This is a genomic window from Planococcus soli (assembly GCF_016881065.1).
GTDB classification, from domain to species: domain Bacteria; phylum Bacillota; class Bacilli; order Bacillales_A; family Planococcaceae; genus Planococcus; species Planococcus soli.
On record NZ_WXYN01000025.1, the window covers coordinates 20,966 to 39,915 of the forward strand.

The 18,950-nt window shown below is 41.9% G+C and carries 19 protein-coding genes; 6 read left to right on the top strand and 13 right to left on the bottom strand.

Features of this window, described 5'->3' with window-relative positions:
- Positions 1 to 239: 239 nt before the first annotated feature.
- From GJB59_RS12870 to GJB59_RS12910, 9 genes are all read right to left on the bottom strand, one after another.
- Positions 240 to 1,127 carry a hypothetical protein gene (locus GJB59_RS12870; protein ID WP_142830146.1) on the bottom strand — a complete coding sequence of 296 codons (888 nt, stop codon included), beginning with the start codon at positions 1,125 to 1,127 and terminating at the stop codon, positions 240 to 242.
- Positions 1,128 to 1,336: 209 nt separating this feature from the next.
- Positions 1,337 to 2,521: a c-type cytochrome biogenesis protein CcsB gene (gene ccsB, locus GJB59_RS12875; RefSeq protein WP_142830148.1), complete on the bottom strand. Its 1,185-nt coding sequence runs from the start codon at positions 2,519 to 2,521 to the stop codon at positions 1,337 to 1,339.
- A complete protein-coding gene (locus GJB59_RS12880) occupies positions 2,518 to 4,176 on the bottom strand; it encodes a cytochrome c biogenesis ResB family protein (protein ID WP_142830150.1) in 1,659 nt (552 codons plus the stop codon). The genes ccsB and GJB59_RS12880 overlap by 4 nt, the downstream gene beginning before the upstream one ends.
- Positions 4,177 to 4,189: 13 nt before the next feature.
- The gene (gene resA, locus GJB59_RS12885) at positions 4,190 to 4,726 is read right to left on the bottom strand and encodes a thiol-disulfide oxidoreductase ResA (RefSeq protein WP_142830152.1); all 537 of its coding nucleotides are present in this window, start codon (positions 4,724 to 4,726) and stop codon (positions 4,190 to 4,192) included.
- A 28-nt stretch (positions 4,727 to 4,754) separates the two neighbouring features.
- Positions 4,755 to 5,462, bottom strand: coding sequence for a cytochrome c biogenesis CcdA family protein (locus GJB59_RS12890; protein WP_142830154.1), 708 nt, complete (start codon positions 5,460 to 5,462; stop codon positions 4,755 to 4,757).
- A gap of 104 nt (positions 5,463 to 5,566) precedes the next feature.
- Positions 5,567 to 6,007, bottom strand: coding sequence for a disulfide oxidoreductase (locus tag GJB59_RS12895; RefSeq protein WP_142830156.1), 441 nt, complete (start codon positions 6,005 to 6,007; stop codon positions 5,567 to 5,569).
- Positions 6,007 to 6,693 carry a DsbA family protein gene (locus tag GJB59_RS12900; protein ID WP_142830158.1) on the bottom strand — a complete coding sequence of 229 codons (687 nt, stop codon included), beginning with the start codon at positions 6,691 to 6,693 and terminating at the stop codon, positions 6,007 to 6,009. The genes GJB59_RS12895 and GJB59_RS12900 overlap by 1 nt, the downstream gene beginning before the upstream one ends.
- Positions 6,694 to 6,722: 29 nt before the next feature.
- Complete coding sequence (locus GJB59_RS12905; RefSeq protein ID WP_142830160.1) at positions 6,723 to 7,817, bottom strand: CopD family protein; 1,095 nt, start codon at positions 7,815 to 7,817, stop codon at positions 6,723 to 6,725.
- On the bottom strand, positions 7,818 to 8,381 hold the full coding sequence (locus tag GJB59_RS12910) for a copper resistance CopC family protein (protein ID WP_185960120.1): 564 nt from the start codon (positions 8,379 to 8,381) through the stop codon (positions 7,818 to 7,820). It abuts the gene before it with no gap.
- Between the two features lie 193 nt (positions 8,382 to 8,574).
- Here GJB59_RS12910 and GJB59_RS12915 point away from each other — a divergent pair, with 193 nt between their 5' ends.
- Both GJB59_RS12915 and GJB59_RS12920 read left to right on the top strand, forming a co-directional pair.
- A complete protein-coding gene (locus GJB59_RS12915; protein ID WP_142830164.1) occupies positions 8,575 to 8,964 on the top strand; it encodes an ArsR/SmtB family transcription factor in 390 nt (129 codons plus the stop codon).
- The gene (locus GJB59_RS12920) at positions 8,961 to 11,069 is read left to right on the top strand and encodes a heavy metal translocating P-type ATPase (RefSeq protein ID WP_142830166.1); all 2,109 of its coding nucleotides are present in this window, start codon (positions 8,961 to 8,963) and stop codon (positions 11,067 to 11,069) included. The genes GJB59_RS12915 and GJB59_RS12920 overlap by 4 nt, the downstream gene beginning before the upstream one ends.
- 242 nt (positions 11,070 to 11,311) lie before the next feature.
- Here the strand turns inward: GJB59_RS12920 and GJB59_RS12925 are convergent, their stop codons facing one another.
- From GJB59_RS12925 to GJB59_RS12935, 3 genes are all read right to left on the bottom strand, one after another.
- Positions 11,312 to 11,872 (bottom strand): SCO family protein, encoded by a 561-nt coding sequence (locus GJB59_RS12925; protein ID WP_142830168.1) that lies wholly within the window; start codon positions 11,870 to 11,872, stop codon positions 11,312 to 11,314.
- Positions 11,873 to 12,100: 228 nt separating this feature from the next.
- On the bottom strand, positions 12,101 to 13,540 hold the full coding sequence (locus GJB59_RS12930; protein ID WP_142830170.1) for a murein hydrolase activator EnvC family protein: 1,440 nt from the start codon (positions 13,538 to 13,540) through the stop codon (positions 12,101 to 12,103).
- A gap of 382 nt (positions 13,541 to 13,922) precedes the next feature.
- Positions 13,923 to 15,410 (bottom strand): alpha-amylase family glycosyl hydrolase, encoded by a 1,488-nt coding sequence (locus GJB59_RS12935; RefSeq protein WP_142830172.1) that lies wholly within the window; start codon positions 15,408 to 15,410, stop codon positions 13,923 to 13,925.
- Positions 15,411 to 15,724: 314 nt separating this feature from the next.
- On the opposite strand from GJB59_RS12935, the gene GJB59_RS12940 reads away from it, so the two are divergent.
- Complete coding sequence (locus GJB59_RS12940; protein WP_236015673.1) at positions 15,725 to 15,973, top strand: hypothetical protein; 249 nt, start codon at positions 15,725 to 15,727, stop codon at positions 15,971 to 15,973.
- Positions 15,974 to 16,138: 165 nt separating this feature from the next.
- Here the strand turns inward: GJB59_RS12940 and GJB59_RS12945 are convergent, their stop codons facing one another.
- The gene (locus GJB59_RS12945) at positions 16,139 to 17,587 is read right to left on the bottom strand and encodes an N-acetylmuramoyl-L-alanine amidase (protein WP_142830174.1); all 1,449 of its coding nucleotides are present in this window, start codon (positions 17,585 to 17,587) and stop codon (positions 16,139 to 16,141) included.
- A gap of 322 nt (positions 17,588 to 17,909) precedes the next feature.
- On the opposite strand from GJB59_RS12945, the gene GJB59_RS12950 reads away from it, so the two are divergent.
- From GJB59_RS12950 to GJB59_RS19355, 3 genes are all read left to right on the top strand, one after another.
- Positions 17,910 to 18,242, top strand: coding sequence for an ArsR/SmtB family transcription factor (locus GJB59_RS12950; RefSeq protein ID WP_425325257.1), 333 nt, complete (start codon positions 17,910 to 17,912; stop codon positions 18,240 to 18,242).
- 230 nt (positions 18,243 to 18,472) lie between these two features.
- Positions 18,473 to 18,643 (top strand): hypothetical protein, encoded by a 171-nt coding sequence (locus tag GJB59_RS12955; RefSeq protein WP_185960121.1) that lies wholly within the window; start codon positions 18,473 to 18,475, stop codon positions 18,641 to 18,643.
- A gap of 69 nt (positions 18,644 to 18,712) precedes the next feature.
- The gene (locus GJB59_RS19355) at positions 18,713 to 18,844 is read left to right on the top strand and encodes a transposase (protein ID WP_142830177.1); all 132 of its coding nucleotides are present in this window, start codon (positions 18,713 to 18,715) and stop codon (positions 18,842 to 18,844) included.
- Positions 18,845 to 18,950: the final 106 nt, after the last annotated feature.

Genomic DNA, 18,950 nt, shown 5'->3' on the forward strand with positions numbered 1-18,950 from the left:
TTCCGATAAGCTCTCATATGTAAACTTTTACTTATCTAGAAAATAAGAAAACTAATCGTTTTTGCAAATCGATTTGGAATTCCAATTATAAAAGGGAATATCTATGCGACGGTGCTGCTTGGAACCTTGATAGCTATCACAATGAATGGAAATTAAATGTCGTTATGGGCTTAGCGGTAACATCAGTACATATTAAAAAACTTGCTAAAGCAAAATATCAACTTCAACGAATTTATCGATTATCGCTGTAAATCGTTTTCTGAAATCAACATCATGGATTCAAAAAACAGAGAAGGCAAGTCTTCATTCCATTCGTTGAAACTTAAGTTTGCTGTCCGTTCAGTTGTATAGCCATAAGCCAGTTGTGTACGAGGATCATCGGTCAACTGCAGTTTGACCAATGGCCCTTCAGGCGTCAGCCAGTTTAACTGGGCTAGACGGTTTTCAAGCGAAAAAGTGATCCACTCATCTTCTGCTTCTTCCGTTTCGAACAATGGTTCTTGCCCGATCATCATCCAGGTTTGGCTCTGATGTTTTGGCGGCAACCAGTAATTTTTAGCTAAAACACCTTCCTCTAAAGTAAATTCAGGGATTTCGTGGCGAAGCTCTTGTACCCAGTCCCCATTGCCCAATTGCAGGTTACGTGAAACGAAGACATTCCCCAGCAAAATTTCTGTATTTCCTCTAGTGAAGACTCCATACGGATTTGTTGTCGGATCGGGGCCATAAATTTCCTCGTCCAGGCTTTCCGCAGCTTCCGGGTTCCAGGACTTGAAGTCGGCCTCAGCTAGATTTTTGACGTTCAAGGATAGCGCATAGGGAATCCATCCGGTATTTTCAATTTTTTCGAAAATGAGCGATGTCCCGTTTTCCAGTGTCCGTTCGACAAGTGTGTAAGTTCCGACATTCAGGCCAAGCAAAGACATGTCATAGACAACTGTCATATCGCTGCCTTTTTCAGTGGTTACCGATTCACTTAAGTTGATGAACATAGGCTTTTCAATAGCCAACGTCACTTCTTTATCCGAATAGACCTCGACTTCATTTTTCAAAAACATGATAGCTGTAAAAATAATCAGCACCATGAAAAATACGACGAATAATAAAATCACTAATTTCCTGAACATATTTTCCACCTCAGTTTTCTGTATTGTGGCTAGTTTTGGTTAGAGTTTCTGAAACAAAAGAAAAAATCGCATAATTAAGCAGCGAATGAACAGAAAATGAAGATGTTTTGACAAGCTGCCCGTAAGCCAACGAAACTTGGTTGAGTCGCGTCCAGAGTCGTTCATAAATTAAAGCTAACAGTAAAAAAAGCGCCCTAGAGGCGCCTTTTTTACGCGTATGAATGCAGTCCCGCAATAATCAAGTTGACAACTATTAAATTGAACATGATAATCGCAAAACCGATTACACCCAACCAGGCTGATTTTTCACCTTGCCAGCCTTTGCCGAGACGTAAATGCAGATAGGCCGCATAAAATAACCAAGTAACCAACGCCCAGACCTCTTTCGGGTCCCAGCCCCAGAAACGGGACCAGGTGATTTGGGCCCAAATCATGGCGAAGACTAGCGCGCCTAGAGTAAATAATGGAAAGCCGATAATCACTGCACGGTAATTAATTTCATCCATCAGTTGAAGATTGACATTTTTCATTAGTGGTTGAATAAGTTGCGATATTCTCCTGCGGGTAATCAATCTAATTAGGACATATAGAACAGTTCCAACTAACAAAGACCACGTGACAGTCGTCAGTTTACTAGCATCTACTAACGCTGGGGTTTCGACGAGTGGTGTCATGGCATCCTCTGTTAATGGAACCGATTCATTCATACCGAAAATAGGGGGCATGTTATAAATAATCGTGGCTTCCTGATCATCTTTGTTGACATACTGAAAGGTGTTTTCATAATTTGTTAGGGTGAAGTAAGAACTTGAAATAACAAAACCTACGACTAACACCAAAAAATACAGAATTCCTTCCAGCCAAAATCGCTGCTTTGACTTTTTCGACAAATCAACCACTTTAAGCAAGTAAATCAACCCTGCTGCCGCACTCATGGCCAAGATCCCTTCCGCAATGACAACCGTGCTGACGTGAATCGCCAGCCAGTTTGTTTGAAGTGCGGGAATCAAGGGACTGATTTCATTTGGAAACATGCTTGCATACGCAATAATCAACAAGGCAACCGGCAATACAACCATTCCTAAAACGGGTGTTTTATAGAGGACATAAAGAATGATGAATCCTCCTACAAGCGTCATACCGAACGCTGTCGTAAATTCAAACATATTGCTGAGAGGTGCATGTCCCGATACAATCCACCGGGTAAAAAAATAGCTTAAGTGTGCAAGAAAGCCGATCACGGTGATGGTAATCGCTACTTTTCCCCAACGCTGTTCCGAGTTGAACGTTCCTTTCTTATTACCTTTAACAGCTCCACCAAAAACGAAAGTGGCAATCAGGTAAGCAAAGAATGCAGCGTACAGTAAATTCGAGCTAATCTCGGTTAATGTCATGACGAAGACTCACCTTCCTTTTCCGCTTTCTCTTTTTTATCGATTTCATCCTGCTGATCTGTGTAAGCAGGCAATTTTGCAGATTCAACCACTCGATCCAGATCTTTCTTCAAGCCGAACCAGTTTTTATTGGTATGGCCAGCAAGCAGAAGCGTGCCATCAGCCTTCTGCTGAATCCAAAAACGACGGTGGTTAAAGTACATCCCTTGCGCGACACCGATCATGAAAATCAAACCACCAAGGCCAAGAATCGGCAAGGTGCTGTCTTTGCGAACCGTTAAACCGGAGACATTACGCGTATCCGCATTCTGAAAGGTTAATTTGTATTGATTTTCACCGAGTGGTTCCACCGTATTCTGGATGGTGATAAAGCTTGTTTCCCCTTCCGGTGTTTCCGGGGTAGTCAGTTCCACCAGGAAGCCGGGATTGTTTGGCAAAGGGGTCGCAGTTTGCGGTTCTCCATCTTCAAAACCAGAGAAATCTGGGTAATAACCAAGCAGCTCCACTGTTGATCCCGTCTCCAATTCGTACAGTTCATCCGGGTTAATCAAGTCGATTGTCAATTCCCCCAGTGATTCTTCCGTTTCTTTGTTCGTCAACGCGAACGTCATCGCCTTTAATTCATTCAGTTTATAATCCATTTGATACACGGCATAGCCATCGAACTTCAACGGCTGGTTGACGCGGATTGGGTATTCTTGGACGACTTCCAAGTTATCGGTTGCACCGGGCAGACTAGCTTCCGGCTCTTGATAAAGAACGATATCTGTTTGGTAGTTCTTCACGACCGTTCCCACCCGGTCGATTGCTTCCCCGAACTTCGCGTCTTCCCCTTCACCCGTATACGTTTCCAATTTAAAGTTTTTGTTTTCCAGGTAATAGCCCGGCACTTCAGGAATCGCTCTCGTTTCGCCTTCACGCAGCCATAGGCTTTCATCGACATAAAATCCGGGCATCATCCGCAGCATGACGCCGAAAAGGAAGATGATTAAGCCGATGTGATTGACATAGGGGCCCCATCTGGAAAAACGGCCTTTTTCAGCCAACAATCCACTTTTATCCGTGCGCACCTTGTATTTCAATTCCTTTAATTTAGTTTCTGCTTTTTCCAGTGTATCTTCTGAGCCAGCGCCACTGCCATAAATGCGCTGCTTGTCCATAAAGCTCGGATGGCGCAGAACCCGCTGGTTTTTCAACGATTTATAAAGCGGAACGAACCGGTCTAAGCTCGCAATTACCAACGAAATGGCCAACATTCCCACTAATGTGATAAACCAATAGGAACTGTACAAGTCATGGAACCCAAGCGCATGATAGACGCGTCCAACACTGCCGTACGTATCGGCATAATAAGCTTTAATCGTTGCTTCGGTACTCGCTGGAACAAAAGCTTGCTGCGGCAGAATTGTCCCAATGGCTGCAGCCACCAGCAAAATAACAATAATACTGACGCCCACTTTCACGCTTGAAAAGAAGTTCCAGATTTTGTCGATGATGGATTTGTTATAGGTTTGCGAACGTCTAGCCGTTCCTTCGTAGCGCATATCCACTAGCTTGCTGTTTTGATCTTTTTCAGTCAAAGAGCGCCCGCACGACTCACAAAGCTTCGTGCCTGGAGGATTCGTATGGCCACATTGGCATTGCACATTTTCCATCTAAAAAATCTCCTTATTCGGGTTTGATTTCTTCCATGTAGCTGGCAATGTCCTCTTCAGACATCTCCCCGGTAATGATTTTCGTGATCTTCCCTTCAGGATTGACCAGCAGTGTAGTCGGCAAGGGACGAATGTTGTAAGCTTCCATCACACTCTTGGTTTTATCAATCACAATCGGAAACGTCAGATCCCGTTGCTCCGCATATTGTCTCACTTCATAATCGGATTGGGCAATATTAACGGCCAGGATTTGAACGCCTTGATCCTTGTACACTTGATATTGGTTTTCCATCAGCGGAAATTCTTTCTCACACGGTTTGCACCAGGTGCCCCAGAAGTTGACAAACACGCCTTGGCCTTGGTAATCCGATAATTGATGTTTTTTACCTTCAAGATCCACTAAGGCAAAGTCCGGAGCTTCATCTCCCACTTGCAGTAGTTCACTTTTTCCCCCTGCAAAGCTGTTGTAAATCGTAAAAACGATGGCTCCTGCCATCACCAGTAAGATAGCCGCCCGTACATAAGACCGCTTTTTCTTTTTAACCGTCATATGAAAACCCTCATTTCTATCTACTCAGTTAGAATCCTGTAAATCCTCCTGTGAATTGGGAAAGGAACGCGATAATTTCTGTCATCATATCAAAATACAATAAAACACCCATCAGAATCATCAATGCGCCGCCAATTGACATGAAAAGCGCACTCTTTTTCTTTAGAAAGCTCATTTTCTCAATGAACAGGGACATCACAAGGAAGGGGATCGCAAAGCCTAACACATAAAACAGCATATAGAGGAGTCCTCTATCCGGATCGGCTACGCCAAGTGCAATGACCCCTGCCAGAATCGGTCCCGTACAAGGAGTCCACCCTGCCGCAAATCCAATGCCGATCAAAACAGAACCGGCATATCCAGAGGGCCTTTTTTGAAAATGGACTTTTTTATCTGACAGCAAAAAATCAAACTTCAAAATTCCTGTAAGGACCAAACCGAAAAATACCATCAGAATCGCCCCTAATTGCCGTAAAAGCGCTTGGTTTTCCAAGAAGAACGACCCAATAAATGAAGTGGATAATCCTAATGCTAAAAAGATGATGGAAAAGCCGATTAAAAAGAGAATCGTGTGAATCAACGCATTACGCCGCATCACCCCTTTTCCGGTTTTCAAGTCATTCACCGAGACACCGGTAATGTATGAGAGAAAAGCTGGATACAGTGGGAGTGAACAAGGCGAGATAAATGATAAAAGTCCTGCGCCAAACGCAAGAAGTAAACTGACTTCTGCCACATGGTCATCTCCTTATAAAAAATTACAGCATGAACCACTCATGCCTATTTATGATTTAGACGGGCTTCTTACGGAATCGATAGGTAACGATGAAAAATCGAAGGTCAATTCTTCTTGTTTCTAACCGCTAAGACCACCATCGCAACTGAAATCAAGATGAAGGCAATAAGCGCAAGAAAGGGAATTGTCGCAAACCCAAACCAGTTGATGTACTCAGAACTGCAAGGAACGCCACTGACACAGGGTTTAATCCCCCCGAAGCCAGGTACTTTCTGTTCCAGGTAATGGAGAATCGAAATGCTTCCTCCCAAAAGCGATAAAGGCAATACGTATATAAATACCTTTGCATCGTTCCGGAATGTGGCGATTCCTAAAATCAAGACCAGTGGATACATCGCGATCCGCTGATACCAACAAAGTTCACAAGGAATGAATCCTTTGATTTCACTGAAATACAGACTGCCAAGTGTCGCAATCAATGCCACAAACCAGGCACCGTATAACAAAATCGCATTTTGACTGGATTGTGTTCTTTCTTTCTCCATTACTCCTCACCCGTCAATTCTTGCTCAATCAGCTCTTTAATCGCTTCATAGTCAAACGGATCTTCCAATGTCTGCCCATTGATAACAATCGTCGGTGTTTGGGCAACTCCAGCTTCTTCCACTAACGCCGTGTCAATTTCCACAGCGTCCATTGTGGCTTGCTGTTCCATATCTTCTTTCAATTTCGTTTGATCGATTGATGGATAAGCTGCTGCCACTTCCAGAACTTTTTCAGGAGTGATCCAAGCTCCGTCATGATTTACTTCTGGTTGTGCGTCAAATAGGGCTTTGTGGAAATCCCAATATACATCCGGGCTTTGCTGATACACGGATTCTGCCGCTAGAGAAGCCAACGTCGATTCCTCTCCATGGAAAAGAACGTTGATATAGGAAAACTTCACCTCTCCTGTGTCCACATAATCCTGAACGAGTTGCGGATAAACCGTTTCTCCCCACGCTTTACAAGAAGGACATTTGAAGTCTCCAAATTCGACGACTGTAACTGGAGCTTCTTCTTCACCTAAAATCGGCTGTCCGCTGAGATCGATTTGCGCCGTTTCCACTGCCGGCGCTTCCTGTTGATTCGTTAAAACCACAATCGCGGCCAAAATCACAACTGCTAAAGATGTTAAGAGAACCGCAAACTTTAAACCGGATGGCTTAGCTTTTTTCTGATTGTTATTCATAATCTTCCTCTTTTCTGTATAGGTTTTTTTTACGAGATATTCAACATCAATCCTATATACAATGCCAACACACTAAATAGGCTCATTAATAAGGAAACGAATGAAGGTGCTTTCTGCTTAAAGCAGTAGAGAACAAGAAAACCAAAAATGACAGCTACCCCAAAGAACAACGAGCCCAGAAGAGTGAAATCAACTTGCAAGTGCATCGCCGGATCAATCTGCCCTGAATAAAAGTAACGGAAAAGATCGGAGGCACCACTCCCCTTCAAGTAGGCTTCAATGGAATGAGGAGGCTCTTGCTGCCCCAATACGGCAGTTGCTGCGAAAACCAACAGCAAGACGACGCTTTCTGCCTTTGACCAAGGAATTGGATTCATCCCTTCTCCACGCTGGAGTTTTCTTCTCATCCAGACCCCATTAATCCAAGCGAACAACAAAACAGGGAGTACCAGTAAATGCTTCACCAAGATGGCTTGACCGTAGGGCATCATCCAAGCATCTTGGTACTCCGTTACATCCACCGCCAATGTCATGATAAAAATTCCTGAACCGATGACAATCGCCAAACAACTGAGGGCTACCGGTGTATACCATTTTAAAAAGGACAGCCAGTTTTGTGTAGTGGTCGAAAACCAACTCACCACCAACAACAAGCCTACCCAAACCGTGACAGCTGTAAAATGCAGCGTATGAACAACAAAGCCACTCCAGTCGGTCAGGGAAGCTGCATGGCTTGCCCACCCCACCGCCAAAAGCAGAATAAAGGAAAAAACAAGCGCAATGCCTATAAATACTTTTCTTTTAAAGACTGGAACAAGCGACACAAAAAGGTAGAAAAACACCGAAATAAAAACAGTTACGGTCCAGGCTTGCCCAACTTCGAATTCTCCTATGACATTTTGAGTTGTTAATAAAAGACCGATATCTTCATAGAGAAACAAAATTAACCGAATGACCGGTGCCGCAGACAAGAAGGCGATTCCCAGAATCGCCACTTGCAACACACGTTTGCTGATTTTCAAGTGGGGCTTTAGATGGGATGGAACCAGTTGGATCACCAATGATCCGATCAGCAGGGAAAAACACAGGTACAACAGAGTCTCTGTTACATAAATCCAAATCATTTAACTGCCCCTTCTATTCGATACCCACATCAACGTGCCGACAGCAATCACTGCCAGTACCATCAAGACAATCACCATCACATAAGGCGCGTTTGTCGCTTCTTGTGAAGCCGCTAGATTTTCATTTTGAGACTCTTCCGTTCCACCTTGATCTGCTGATTCGTCCTCAGTGGTGGGTACTGCTTCTTCTGTTGTCTCCGATGAACTTGAGTCGTCACTGATTTCCAGGGTAAAGGCATAAGTTCCTTCAATGGGATGGCCATCAGCCCCGATGATTTTCCAGTTGACCGTGTAGGTTCCATTTGCTATTGCCGCCCCTAACGTCCCCGTCATGGACTGTTCCCCCATTTCAACACTTATTGGAACTTCCTGTCCACTTCCATCTTCTACCGTAAAAGAACTTCCTTGTTCCAAGTCGGTATTGAATTCCAATACCATTTCTTGCAATTCCTCGGTGACTACATCTCCCTCTGCAGGGTTAGCACTTTCCAATGTGGTGTGCGCAAAGACGGCTGGTGATGATAGTAATAAGAAAAATAAGAAGAATAAGGCCGTTTTTTTCACGATGCTTCACCTCTTTACTCATAATTTTTTCTTGTAAAACTGGTTCTTTTCCAGCACTTCTTCTTTTTATTCCCCATTCATTTTAACAGGCGAACAACAACATTTAAACAATCGTTTGAATATAAGATTGACAAAGTTCCGAATTTTTCCTACACTAAACATAATCAAACAACCATTTGAATGAGGTGAGAGCATGGAAGAATTAAAAATCAAAGTTAAAACTGGAACAAAACAAGAAACCTGCCAAACTTTCTGCTATGACGAAGAAGTAATTGAGCGAATTCAGCCAAAACTCGTTGGGATTAGTGGAGTGGAATTGATTTTCAAAGCACTTTCGGATGCAACGCGCTTAAAGATCACTTATGCGTTGACGCTGGAAAAAGAACTATGTGTCTGTGATGTAGCCAATATTCTTGAGACCACAACGGCTACTGCCTCTCACCATCTTCGTTATTTACGGAATATGGGCTTAGCAAAATATGAAAAAAGAGGAAAATTGGTCTTTTATTCACTGACAGACGATCACGTAAAACAATTGGTACGCATTGCATTTGAGCATGCCGAGGAGGATCGATACAAATGAGCCAGGAGACGAATATTTATCAACTGCGCAATCTGTCCTGCACCAATTGTGCGGCAAAATTTGAAAAAAACATCCGGGACATCCCTTCTGTTGAAGATGTCCAGTTGAATTTCGGCGCTTCAAAAATCACCGTTGCCGGCGAAGCATCCATTGAACAGCTCGAAAAAGCCGGAGCATTTGATGGCATTAAGGTTTATCCGGCGAAACAACGGGTTTTCGAACCAAAAGAGCCTTTTTGGAAGAAACGAGAAAATCAAACGACCTTGCTTTCCTTATTTTTCGTGATTCTCGGATATACATCCACTGTTCTATTAGGGGAAGAGCATATAGCATCTATTGTCCTCTTTGCAACCGCGATCCTTGTTGGTGGATTTAGTCTGTTTAAAGAAGGTTTTGGCAACCTGGTCAAATTAGAATTTGATATGACTACGTTAATGACCATTGCCGTTATTGGGGCTGCTCTTATCGGGGAATGGGGAGAAGGTGCGGTTGTCGTCTTTCTCTTTGCGATTAGTGAGGCATTGGAAACCTACTCGATGGACAAAGCAAGAAATTCAATTCGCTCCTTAATGGACATTGCCCCGAATACAGCAACTATCAGACGCGGAACAAAAGAATTTGAAATCGATGTGTATGATATTCAAATCGATGACATTATGATCATCAAACCGGGGCAGAAACTGGCGATGGATGGAGAAGTCATAAAAGGCGACTCATCCATAAACCAGGCAGCGATTACCGGCGAATCTGTTCCAACGCATAAATCCTTAGGCGATGAAGTATTTGCCGGAACCCTTAATGAAGAAGGCTCTTTGGAAGTGCGAGTGACGAAAAAAGCTGAAGACACCACCATTGCAAAAATTATTCATTTGGTGGAAGAAGCTCAAGCAGAACGTGCCCCTTCCCAGCAATTCGTTGATAAGTTCGCCAAGTACTATACACCAGCCATCTTGTTGATTTCTTTGTTGGTTGCGGTACTCCCTCCGCTGTTTTTCGGTGGCGAGTGGAATGAATGGATTTACCGCGCCCTTGCCGTTTTGGTTGTCGGTTGCCCTTGTGCTCTGGTGATTTCTACACCAGTCGCAATTGTCACAGCCATCGGAAACGCCGCAAGAAATGGTGTCTTGATTAAAGGCGGCATTCATTTAGAAGAAACTGGTCGCCTGAAAGTCATTGCATTCGATAAAACGGGAACCTTAACCCATGGGACACCGGAAGTAACAAACATTGCTTCCTTCTCCACTATGAGTTCAAAAGAAATTGTGCAGACAGCTGCATCTATCGAAAAATTATCTCAACACCCTTTAGCTTCGGCTATCTTGCGCAACGCAGATAAGTCAGCGATCGATTTAATCGAAGTGACTGACTTTCAATCGATTACCGGAAAAGGCGCAAAAGCCGATATTGACGGACAAACCTTCTATATTGGCAGCCCGAACTTATTCACGGATCTATTGGAAACGTCAGGAGACATTAAAAAAGAGATTACAGCTCTTCAAGCTGTTGGCAAAACAGTGATGCTGCTAGGCTCAGACAACGAAATCAAAGGTTATATTGCCGTAGCTGATCAAGTCAGATCAAGCAGTTCGACAATTATCCAAAAACTTTATGATTTGGGCATCGAGAAAACCGTTATGTTGACCGGCGATAACCAGTTAACTGCAGAAGGCATCGGAAACCAGCTGAATATGTCAGAAGTTAAGTCAGAATTGATGCCCGAAGATAAATTAAATACAATCAAAGCGCTTCGAGAGCAATTTGGCAAAGTAGCCATGGTTGGGGATGGTGTCAATGATGCTCCTGCGCTGGCAAGTTCCACGGTAGGAATTGCAATGGGCGGTGCTGGCACTGATACAGCGCTGGAAACAGCCGACATCGCATTAATGGCAGATGACTTGGACAAGTTGCCTTACACCATCGGACTCAGCCGAAAAACATTGACCATCATTTATCAGAATGTGGCTTTTGCATTGGGATTGAAGCTAGTGGCGTTGCTCTTGATCATCCCAGGCTGGCTCACACTCTGGATGGCTATCTTCGCAGATATGGGCGCCACGTTAATTGTCGTCTTGAACTCCCTTCGATTGATGAAGAGCAAATATTAACTTCGTCAGGAGAAACTCATAAGCAGCCGTGATAAAGACAAAGGTACTGCGAATGACAGCCGAAAAATTCAGCCAACCATCTTTTTATCATCAACTCATCAAGATGATAAATCAATAAAAATTAGAAGATAAAGATTGAATTGCAACAAAACAGAAAGACAACCGAATATATAAACGGAACCCCGAATAATGGCCTTTTTTAAGAAAGGATCTATTCGGGGTTCCGTTTATGTGACCATTTTTCATTCTTCAATCAATTTTTCAAGATCTTTCCGTATTTCATCCACTGGTACATTACTGAATCCATCATAATTGTTGACTACTCTGCCTTCTCGGTCAACCAGATAAAAAGAAGTCCCATGAATAACTTGATTGCTGCTCGGATCTTTTTTGACAAACGACTTGAAATTATCACTTGCAAATTCCGCTATCTGTTCCTGCGAATAGCCTGTAAGTAAGTGCCATTTTGATTCATCTGGGACAGAAAATTGGGTCAAGTATTCCTGCATCTTTTTAGAAGTATCTACTGTTGGATCTACGCTAAATGCAATAATTTTGTATTCTTCCATGCCATTTTTCTTCAATTCTTCTTGAATCTCTGTCAAATTAAACATCATTGGTGGACAAACCGTTTCACAACTTGTAAAAGCAAACGTCGCTAGCCACGGCGTTCCATTTAAACTTTCCAACGATACTTGTTCTTCTCGGTGATCTGTATAGGAAAAATTCTCAATTGCAGAATTACCGCATGCGGAAAGCAATAAAACCGCAATTAGCAAGGTGGTCAGAGAAAAAAACCTCATGTCGTTGCTCCCATCCTTTCTTCTCGCTTTATCATATCGAAATTATAATTTAACTACAATAAACATTCACGTTAATGATGTGATGAGTTTTTAACATTGAGTGTCTTTCGTATACTCACCCCTAACTTCATTTCAATTCAGAAATTGGTCCTTTATTTTAAAAAAGAAAATCAAAAAAGGAGTCGCATAAAAACCAGCCAACATCTAAAGAGATGTCGGCTGGTTTCGTTAAGATCCAATATAATTTCGTGGATCGACTGCATTGGAACTTGAACCGTTCCAGATGCCGATATGTGTTTCGAAATGGAGATGGGGTCCGGTCGAACGTCCCGTATTCCCCATGCCACCAATTCGTTGTCCCTGAGATACTGCTTGACCAACAGAAACGTCAATTGAGTTCAAATGACCGTATACGGTCGTCATCGTTTGCCCATTGACTGAATGCGTAATGACAACCGCATTTCCTAATCCGCCCATCGTACCAGCACTCGAAACGTAGCCGCTGGCTGCTGCCATTACCTGTGTACCTGGAACATTGGCAATGTCCATGCCTGCGGTAAATTCAGGTCCATCTCCAATATCACGCCATCCAAAATTAGAGGTGTTTCTGCCTGCTGCCGGTCGGATAAACGGAGAACCGGAAGCTGCTGCAGGAGCTTCGTTTTCAATGGCTGGTGCTGGTGCACTCGCTTCTACAGATTTTTCCACGCTCGGTGTTTTCACAGCTGCTGATTTTGTGTTGCTCTCCGCCGCAGCTTGTCGTTCTTCTTCCGCTTGTCTCGCGGCAGCTGCTTCTTCCGTAGCTTGTTGTTCAGCCGCCGCCCGTTCCGCTGCAGCTTGTCGTTCTGCTGCCAACTTGCGTTGACGTTCTTCTTCTGCTTTTCTGGCCACTTCTGCAAGACGCTTCTGTTCATTTACAATTTGTGTTTCCAGTTCCGCACTGATGTCCAGAGCTTCGGCACGCTGACCCTCTAAATTGGATTTTTCACTTGCTAAACGTTCTTGTTCAGCTTGTAATTCTCTCCCAAGACCTGCTTGTTCCGCTTTCTGCCCATCAAGTGAAGATTTAAGGGTTTCTAATTCTGCGCGACGTTCTTCTTGCTCAGCAAGTTTTGTTTCAACTTGTGCTTTTTGCTCAGCTAACAATTCTTTGTCTGTCGCCTGTTCACGCATAATGTCACGGTCCGCTTCGATTAACGTGTTCACGGCTGAAAATCGATCGATGAAATCAACAAAACTGTTTGCGCCCAGTAATACATCTATGTAATCCACAGAGCCTCCACTTAATTGGATAGCACGTGCCCGTTCTTGCAGTAATTCCGTACGTTCAGCAATTTTTTGCTCAAGTTCAACAATTGAAGCTTTTAATTCTTCAATTTCCTCTTTTGTTTGTGCAATAGTGCCTTCAACGCCAGCAATTTGTGCTCCAGTTTCTTGAATTTTAGCATCAAGTGTCTGAATTTGTGCCATGATTTCTTCCAATGTGGACTTATTTTCAGATATTTCATTCGACTTTTCGTTAATTCCAGAGTTCAGCTCGCCTTGCCTCTGTTCAACTTCTTGCTTCTTTTGTTCTAGTTCACCTAGTGTATCAGCACTCGCTGTTGGTATTAGCAACGATAAAGCCAACACAGAAGTCAAACTAGTCAACAACCATTTCGATATCATGTTTCGTTTCCCCTTTCAATTCCCCATTCATTTCTCTCTATATCGTTCTATTTAGAAAAAATTAAAATATGCGTATATATCCGTTAAAGTCATTTGGGAAGTAGCTATCAGTTAACTTCATGAGTTTAAAAACTCAGTTTAGTCTAAGTATTTTTAGTTCCCTTTAAATTCCGGCTCTGTTATTGTAACACCCAATACGCTTTGCTTTGTTACAGTCACATTTCATTTTGGTTTAAAATAATAACAATTTAACATTTTTACTTGAAAATATTAGGGATAGAAAAATCCAACTCATAAATATAAGTCGGATTGCTTACTTGTATGCTTATTTACTATCATTACTCTTATAACAAAATTTGGGCGTTGACATGTGAAATTCGTTTCACCCATGGTTAGGCTTTGGGAATTCTTCAACATCACTATTCTTTGATTTATTTGCTTTAGCTAAGTTCCGTTTTTGTCCTCTACGCCAAGCCAACACAAGAAAACTTATAAACAGCGTATAAAGAAGAATCAAGGCAGCAATATAGGCTTTATTAAATCCCTTTTGTTCGATGACATTGAAGGCTTCCCCTAACTCACGATCCAATGTAATTTGGTAATCACCGTCATCATTCTGACGAACCACGTCATTTTCAAACAATCCCCGCATTTCTTTGTTGTCACCAATCACTTCAGCTGATATCGTCAAACTCTTCGTTGAGGATGAATTATTTATGGCGATAATCCATGACTCCTCCTCATTGGACCGTTTATAGACAAGCCAGCCATCTTTTTCATGCAAAACTTCCGTTTCTCCTGTCCGAAGTGCTTCCGATTGATTTCGAAGCGAAGTCAAACTTATAATATGGTCAATCAGTTCTTCGTCTACCCCCATATTTAAAATTGAGTGAGATTTAGGGGGGGCACTTCCGTTCATAGCAATCTCTGAGCCGTATTGAACAATTGGAGTTCCAGGCATGGTCAATAACTGAAACATCAATAGGTTCCAACGTGTTGGGGGGAAACCTCTCGCTGCCACGATATCAGATGTAAAGCGAGCGCTTAAAAGAGAATCCACTCGAGTTAACTGGCCCGCTGCCGTTTCTTCAAAATCTGGAGAAGTGGTTGAAAGAGGATCGAAATTTTTATAACTGCTTCGCAGATCCTCTTCCACACCAGGCTTTACAACCGCATCTAGTCCGGATTGAGGTTCCATTTCTAAGTCACTTATGAGATAAACATCTCGAATACTTTTAATGGTTTCTGAAAACTGATTGATAAAATCTTCATCCAACTGATCTGCGGTTTGTAGACGAATTCCATCTATTTCATATTCTTCGACAAATTCACTGAACCAATCAATTAATTTTTTTTGAGTTTCCGGATTTGTTGTATCCAGTGCCATCGTTCCATCTTCATTTTCAGTGAACCACTCCGGATTCTCTCGATTCCATACGTGTTCCTTGCTGACCTGTTGAGTCGGAAGATCGATCATGACTTTCATATCCAATTCATGGATGCTATCAATTGCCTCTTGAAACTCTTCTTTTGTACCAAAATGGCGTTCAAACTGTTGGTAGTCGATTACTTCTTTCCCATCATAAGTAGCAGTGGAAAATACCGGACCAATCGATACCATTGTAAAGCCCATGTCTTTGATGTATTGCATTTCGCTGGCCAACCCTTTAAAATCGCCACCATTGAATGCGGTTAAATCCCGCGAGTCCACTTCGTAGTCATTCTGTATAACTTTGTTGAAGTAACGATCGACTAACAGATCGTATATAATTTCATCTTGCAACGAGTTCTTTTCATTTGCTGCTGCTGGATTTACTAAGCTCACTAATAAAATTCCAGTTATAATTGCTAAAAACCACTTTGCTTTCAATCCAACTTCCTCCTTCGGTAAAACTCATCGATTTCCTTACGTCCGGTCTAGTTTATCAAACAGCAGGCATCGCTACTATGCAATGTTGTCAAAAATCAAGTATCTCTCTCTTAGTTTCGTCGAAACTGTGAAGATAGACGAGTTGCTTTATGATTGATTCCCCATCTTGCTAAATAACAATGCACATATTTTTTCATAGAATTGACATATCAGTTAGTTGAATAATCGCCTAACTCCATTAGAGTTAGAAATAACTGAAGGGATAAATTCAGTTAGTAACAACACCTAAAAATAAGAAGTGAGTGAAGAAAAAGATGAAAGCAACGATAAAAGAGAACAAAAGAAAACAAAAAAAAGAGAGATCCTCAACATACGGATTCCTCTTTTATAGTGTGGCTCTCTTTGTTTGGGCCCTTTATGATTTTGTTTTGAATGATAAAACGGGATGGCAAATGCCCATTTTGCTTATTGGACTGGCTATTTACCTTTGGTCAAAAGTGTTTTACCACCAACAACTAGTTAAACAACTTGCTGAAACTAAAAACAGTTTTAAAAAAACTTAATGACAGAATTTCTTTCGAATCCGCACAAATCAAAAGGTAAATTCGAATAAAACTGATCCTCTCCTCTAACAAAAAGGGCTAGCGCAAAATTCTTAGACGTAATCAAGTTCAAGGTATTGAATCTTTTCTTTCGTTACAGAAGCAGTGCATAAAAATTGTTGTAGCTCAATGCAGCTTTTTGCTGAGAGAAGCTCCAGCTTTTTTATAGTATGGCAATACATCAGTTCGTTTTTCATAATGGTAAAAATAGTCCAGTGTACCGAGAAATAACGCTTTCCCCATTCTTTGACGCTCCAACTCCGATTTTATGAATTGAAGATCCTTCGAATTATCGATAAATCCTATTTCAGTTAGGGAGGCAGGAACTGTGTTTTCACGCAGCACGGCTAAATTCCCTACTTTAACTTGACGATTGGTCAACTTCCATGCTTCTTGCATGCGTGCCTGCAGATAAATGGAAAGCGCACGTGACTCTTGGACGTTCGGATTTGTCGCTGTTGTTTTCGCATAGTAAAAGGTTTCTTGTCCGTTTACTTCGCCATTAAATTTATTGGTATGAATGCTAACAAAAACATCTCCATCATTTTTTGCTGCTGCCTTAGCACGGTCACTTAACTCAATGAAAACGTCGGTACTGCGTGTCATTGCAGTCGCAATCGGTGTTTGATCAAAATAACTTTTCATGTGTTTTCCGACATTTAGAGTAATCATCTTTTCTTGAAAACCATTAGCCACAGATCCTGGATCCGTCCCCCCATGACCGGGATCTATAATAACTTTCAAATCACTCGTTCCTAGGGAAGTAGAAACCGGTGCTGGAACAGCTGGTTTTGAAGCTACAAGATAATTTGTACTGACGTAACCAACAACACCATTCACCTGAACATGTGACCAGCCATTTTTTGATGACGCCACATTAACGGCTGTTCCATGTTTAAAACTGCTTATTACTTTATCTGAAGTGCTAGGGCCAGAACGCATATTTAAAGTATCAGAACCTGTATTAACATACATTGTCTTGCTAAATGAAACACCCTCCGATTTAACTCTGAAATTTTCATTTAAGCTTCTTGCCAAAAAAATTGCAAAGTCTGCTCGAATGATGGTCTTATCCGTTCGAAAACTGCCATCAGGAAAGCCTTGTGCAATTCCTTTCCGCATTAAGTTGTCCACCGAAGTAGAGACACTGGTTCCACCCAAGTTAAAACTCCTATTTATTAGAAGAGCCATTTCTCCACGAGATAGAACTCTATACGGTTGAAACGAGCCATCTGGATAACCTGATATTATTCCCTTCCGAACTAATTCATCCACATACCCTGAAGCAAAGTTGCCTACTTTTACGTCAGAGAATTTGGTATTTCTTTTAGCTCCGTTTAACCCCAGTGATCTGCCGAGCATAGCTGCTGCTTCTCCCCGAGTTACCTGTCTGTTAGGCGCAAAAGTTGTTTCTGTTACCCCGTGGACAAAACCACGAGTCACGAGATACGAGATTTCAGCTTTTGCTCGATGATCAACTACATCTACGAAAGTGAGAGTTGTATTTGCATAACTTTTGGGCGTGTATATCGAGACTAACAACATCATAACAAGCATTATTATCCATTTTTTCAACTCATAATACCTCCTATTTTGTACCTATCACATAGTTTAAACTGTTTTTACTTCAATACACATCTGACATTATGTTTAATTTTTATTTTATTATGTCATTTTAATCGGAAAGCCTGGGTAGAAAGATATGTTTCGATAGAGCTTTGGCTTTTCCATTAACTTTCAGCTGGTTAAACGGGTGCAATTCGACAGTTTTAAGCTAAAAAGAATACTCTGGGAATATACTTGACAATTAATAAAAGAAAACCTTATAATCAATATATGAACATATGCTCATATATTGATTATAAGGTTAAAATATATCTTTGGAGGTCTTTAGAAGATGAGTATGGATTTTGAAAAAGAAGAAGTTTCCGCCACGAGTAACCAGTTAGATGAAGAAACCCTCTTTGTCGTCTCCCAAACATTTAAAGCATTAAGTGACCCTACTCGAATTCGCATTTTGAATCTGCTGTGTTCCGGTGAATACTCCGTCAATGACCTGGCAGAAAAGTTGAATTTGGGCCAATCCACGGTGTCGCATCAACTGCGTTTTCTGAAACAGTTGCGATTAGTGAAATATCGTAGAGCTGGAACCACACTCTACTATTCGGAAGACGATGATCATGTCATGAATCTTTTAAAGCAGGCCATTGAACACGCGATCCATCATTGAAAAACCTTTAATTACAAGATTCATAGCTGGACATCCTATGCGTTGAAAGGAGTAAAAAAGAATGGCACATGGTCATAACCGATTACAAAAAGACGCTTCCAATCTCCTGCATTCAATGGGATTAAGCTATACACGACCGACTTATACACTTCAAAAAACGGATCCCAAAAAGCCAGACACGTTAGTTTGAGGAACCTTTCCAACATTAAAAAAATTGATAGACGGTGAGATTGATCACCTGGTATTTGAAGATGATCCATGATTACCAAGCCATTGGCCGTACCTGGTTCCTCAAAGGAAAACAGCGACTCATTCCCACCTATGGCCAGCATAAGGGCGTGAAGCTGATTGGTACGGTGGATTATGAGACCGGTGCAATTTTCTGCATCGAAGAAGAATAGTATAATGCCCATGCTTTTCTACGTTTCTTCTCGAAAATCTTAGCGATTTAGCCAACGGGTAAAATTGTCATGATTCTAGACAATGCTAGGATTCACCACGCCAAATTGATTCAGCCATTCTTGGAAGAAAATCGATGTCGCCTTCAAATGGTCTTTTTGCCTCCGTGTAGTCCCATATTGAACATAATGGAAGGTGTCTAGAAATAGTAAAAGGAAACAGTCATTAACCATGTATTCTTTGGCAACGTTCAGAAAATTATTCTGGCTGTCAGTGCGTTTCTTCAGGACGTCATGCGCCGAAAAAAGA

Bases quoted from the DNA above. Each gene is read 5' to 3' on its own strand.
- GJB59_RS12870 (WP_142830146.1), bottom strand. From the start codon at position 1,127: ATGTTCAGGAAATTAGTGATTTTATTATTCGTCGTATTTTTCATGGTG.
- ccsB (WP_142830148.1), bottom strand. From the start codon at position 2,521: ATGACATTAACCGAGATTAGCTCGAATTTACTGTACGCTGCATTCTTT.
- GJB59_RS12880 (WP_142830150.1), bottom strand. From the start codon at position 4,176: ATGGAAAATGTGCAATGCCAATGTGGCCATACGAATCCTCCAGGCACG.
- resA (WP_142830152.1), bottom strand. From the start codon at position 4,726: ATGACGGTTAAAAAGAAAAAGCGGTCTTATGTACGGGCGGCTATCTTA.
- GJB59_RS12895 (WP_142830156.1), bottom strand. From the start codon at position 6,007: ATGGAGAAAGAAAGAACACAATCCAGTCAAAATGCGATTTTGTTATAC.
- GJB59_RS12900 (WP_142830158.1), bottom strand. From the start codon at position 6,693: ATGAATAACAATCAGAAAAAAGCTAAGCCATCCGGTTTAAAGTTTGCG.
- GJB59_RS12905 (WP_142830160.1), bottom strand. From the start codon at position 7,817: ATGATTTGGATTTATGTAACAGAGACTCTGTTGTACCTGTGTTTTTCC.
- GJB59_RS12915 (WP_142830164.1), top strand. From the start codon at position 8,575: ATGGAAGAATTAAAAATCAAAGTTAAAACTGGAACAAAACAAGAAACC.
- GJB59_RS12920 (WP_142830166.1), top strand. From the start codon at position 8,961: ATGAGCCAGGAGACGAATATTTATCAACTGCGCAATCTGTCCTGCACC.
- GJB59_RS12925 (WP_142830168.1), bottom strand. From the start codon at position 11,872: ATGAGGTTTTTTTCTCTGACCACCTTGCTAATTGCGGTTTTATTGCTT.
- GJB59_RS12930 (WP_142830170.1), bottom strand. From the start codon at position 13,540: ATGATATCGAAATGGTTGTTGACTAGTTTGACTTCTGTGTTGGCTTTA.
- GJB59_RS12940 (WP_236015673.1), top strand. From the start codon at position 15,725: ATGAAAGCAACGATAAAAGAGAACAAAAGAAAACAAAAAAAAGAGAGA.
- GJB59_RS12950 (WP_425325257.1), top strand. From the start codon at position 17,910: ATGAGTATGGATTTTGAAAAAGAAGAAGTTTCCGCCACGAGTAACCAG.
- GJB59_RS19355 (WP_142830177.1), top strand. From the start codon at position 18,713: ATGATTCTAGACAATGCTAGGATTCACCACGCCAAATTGATTCAGCCA.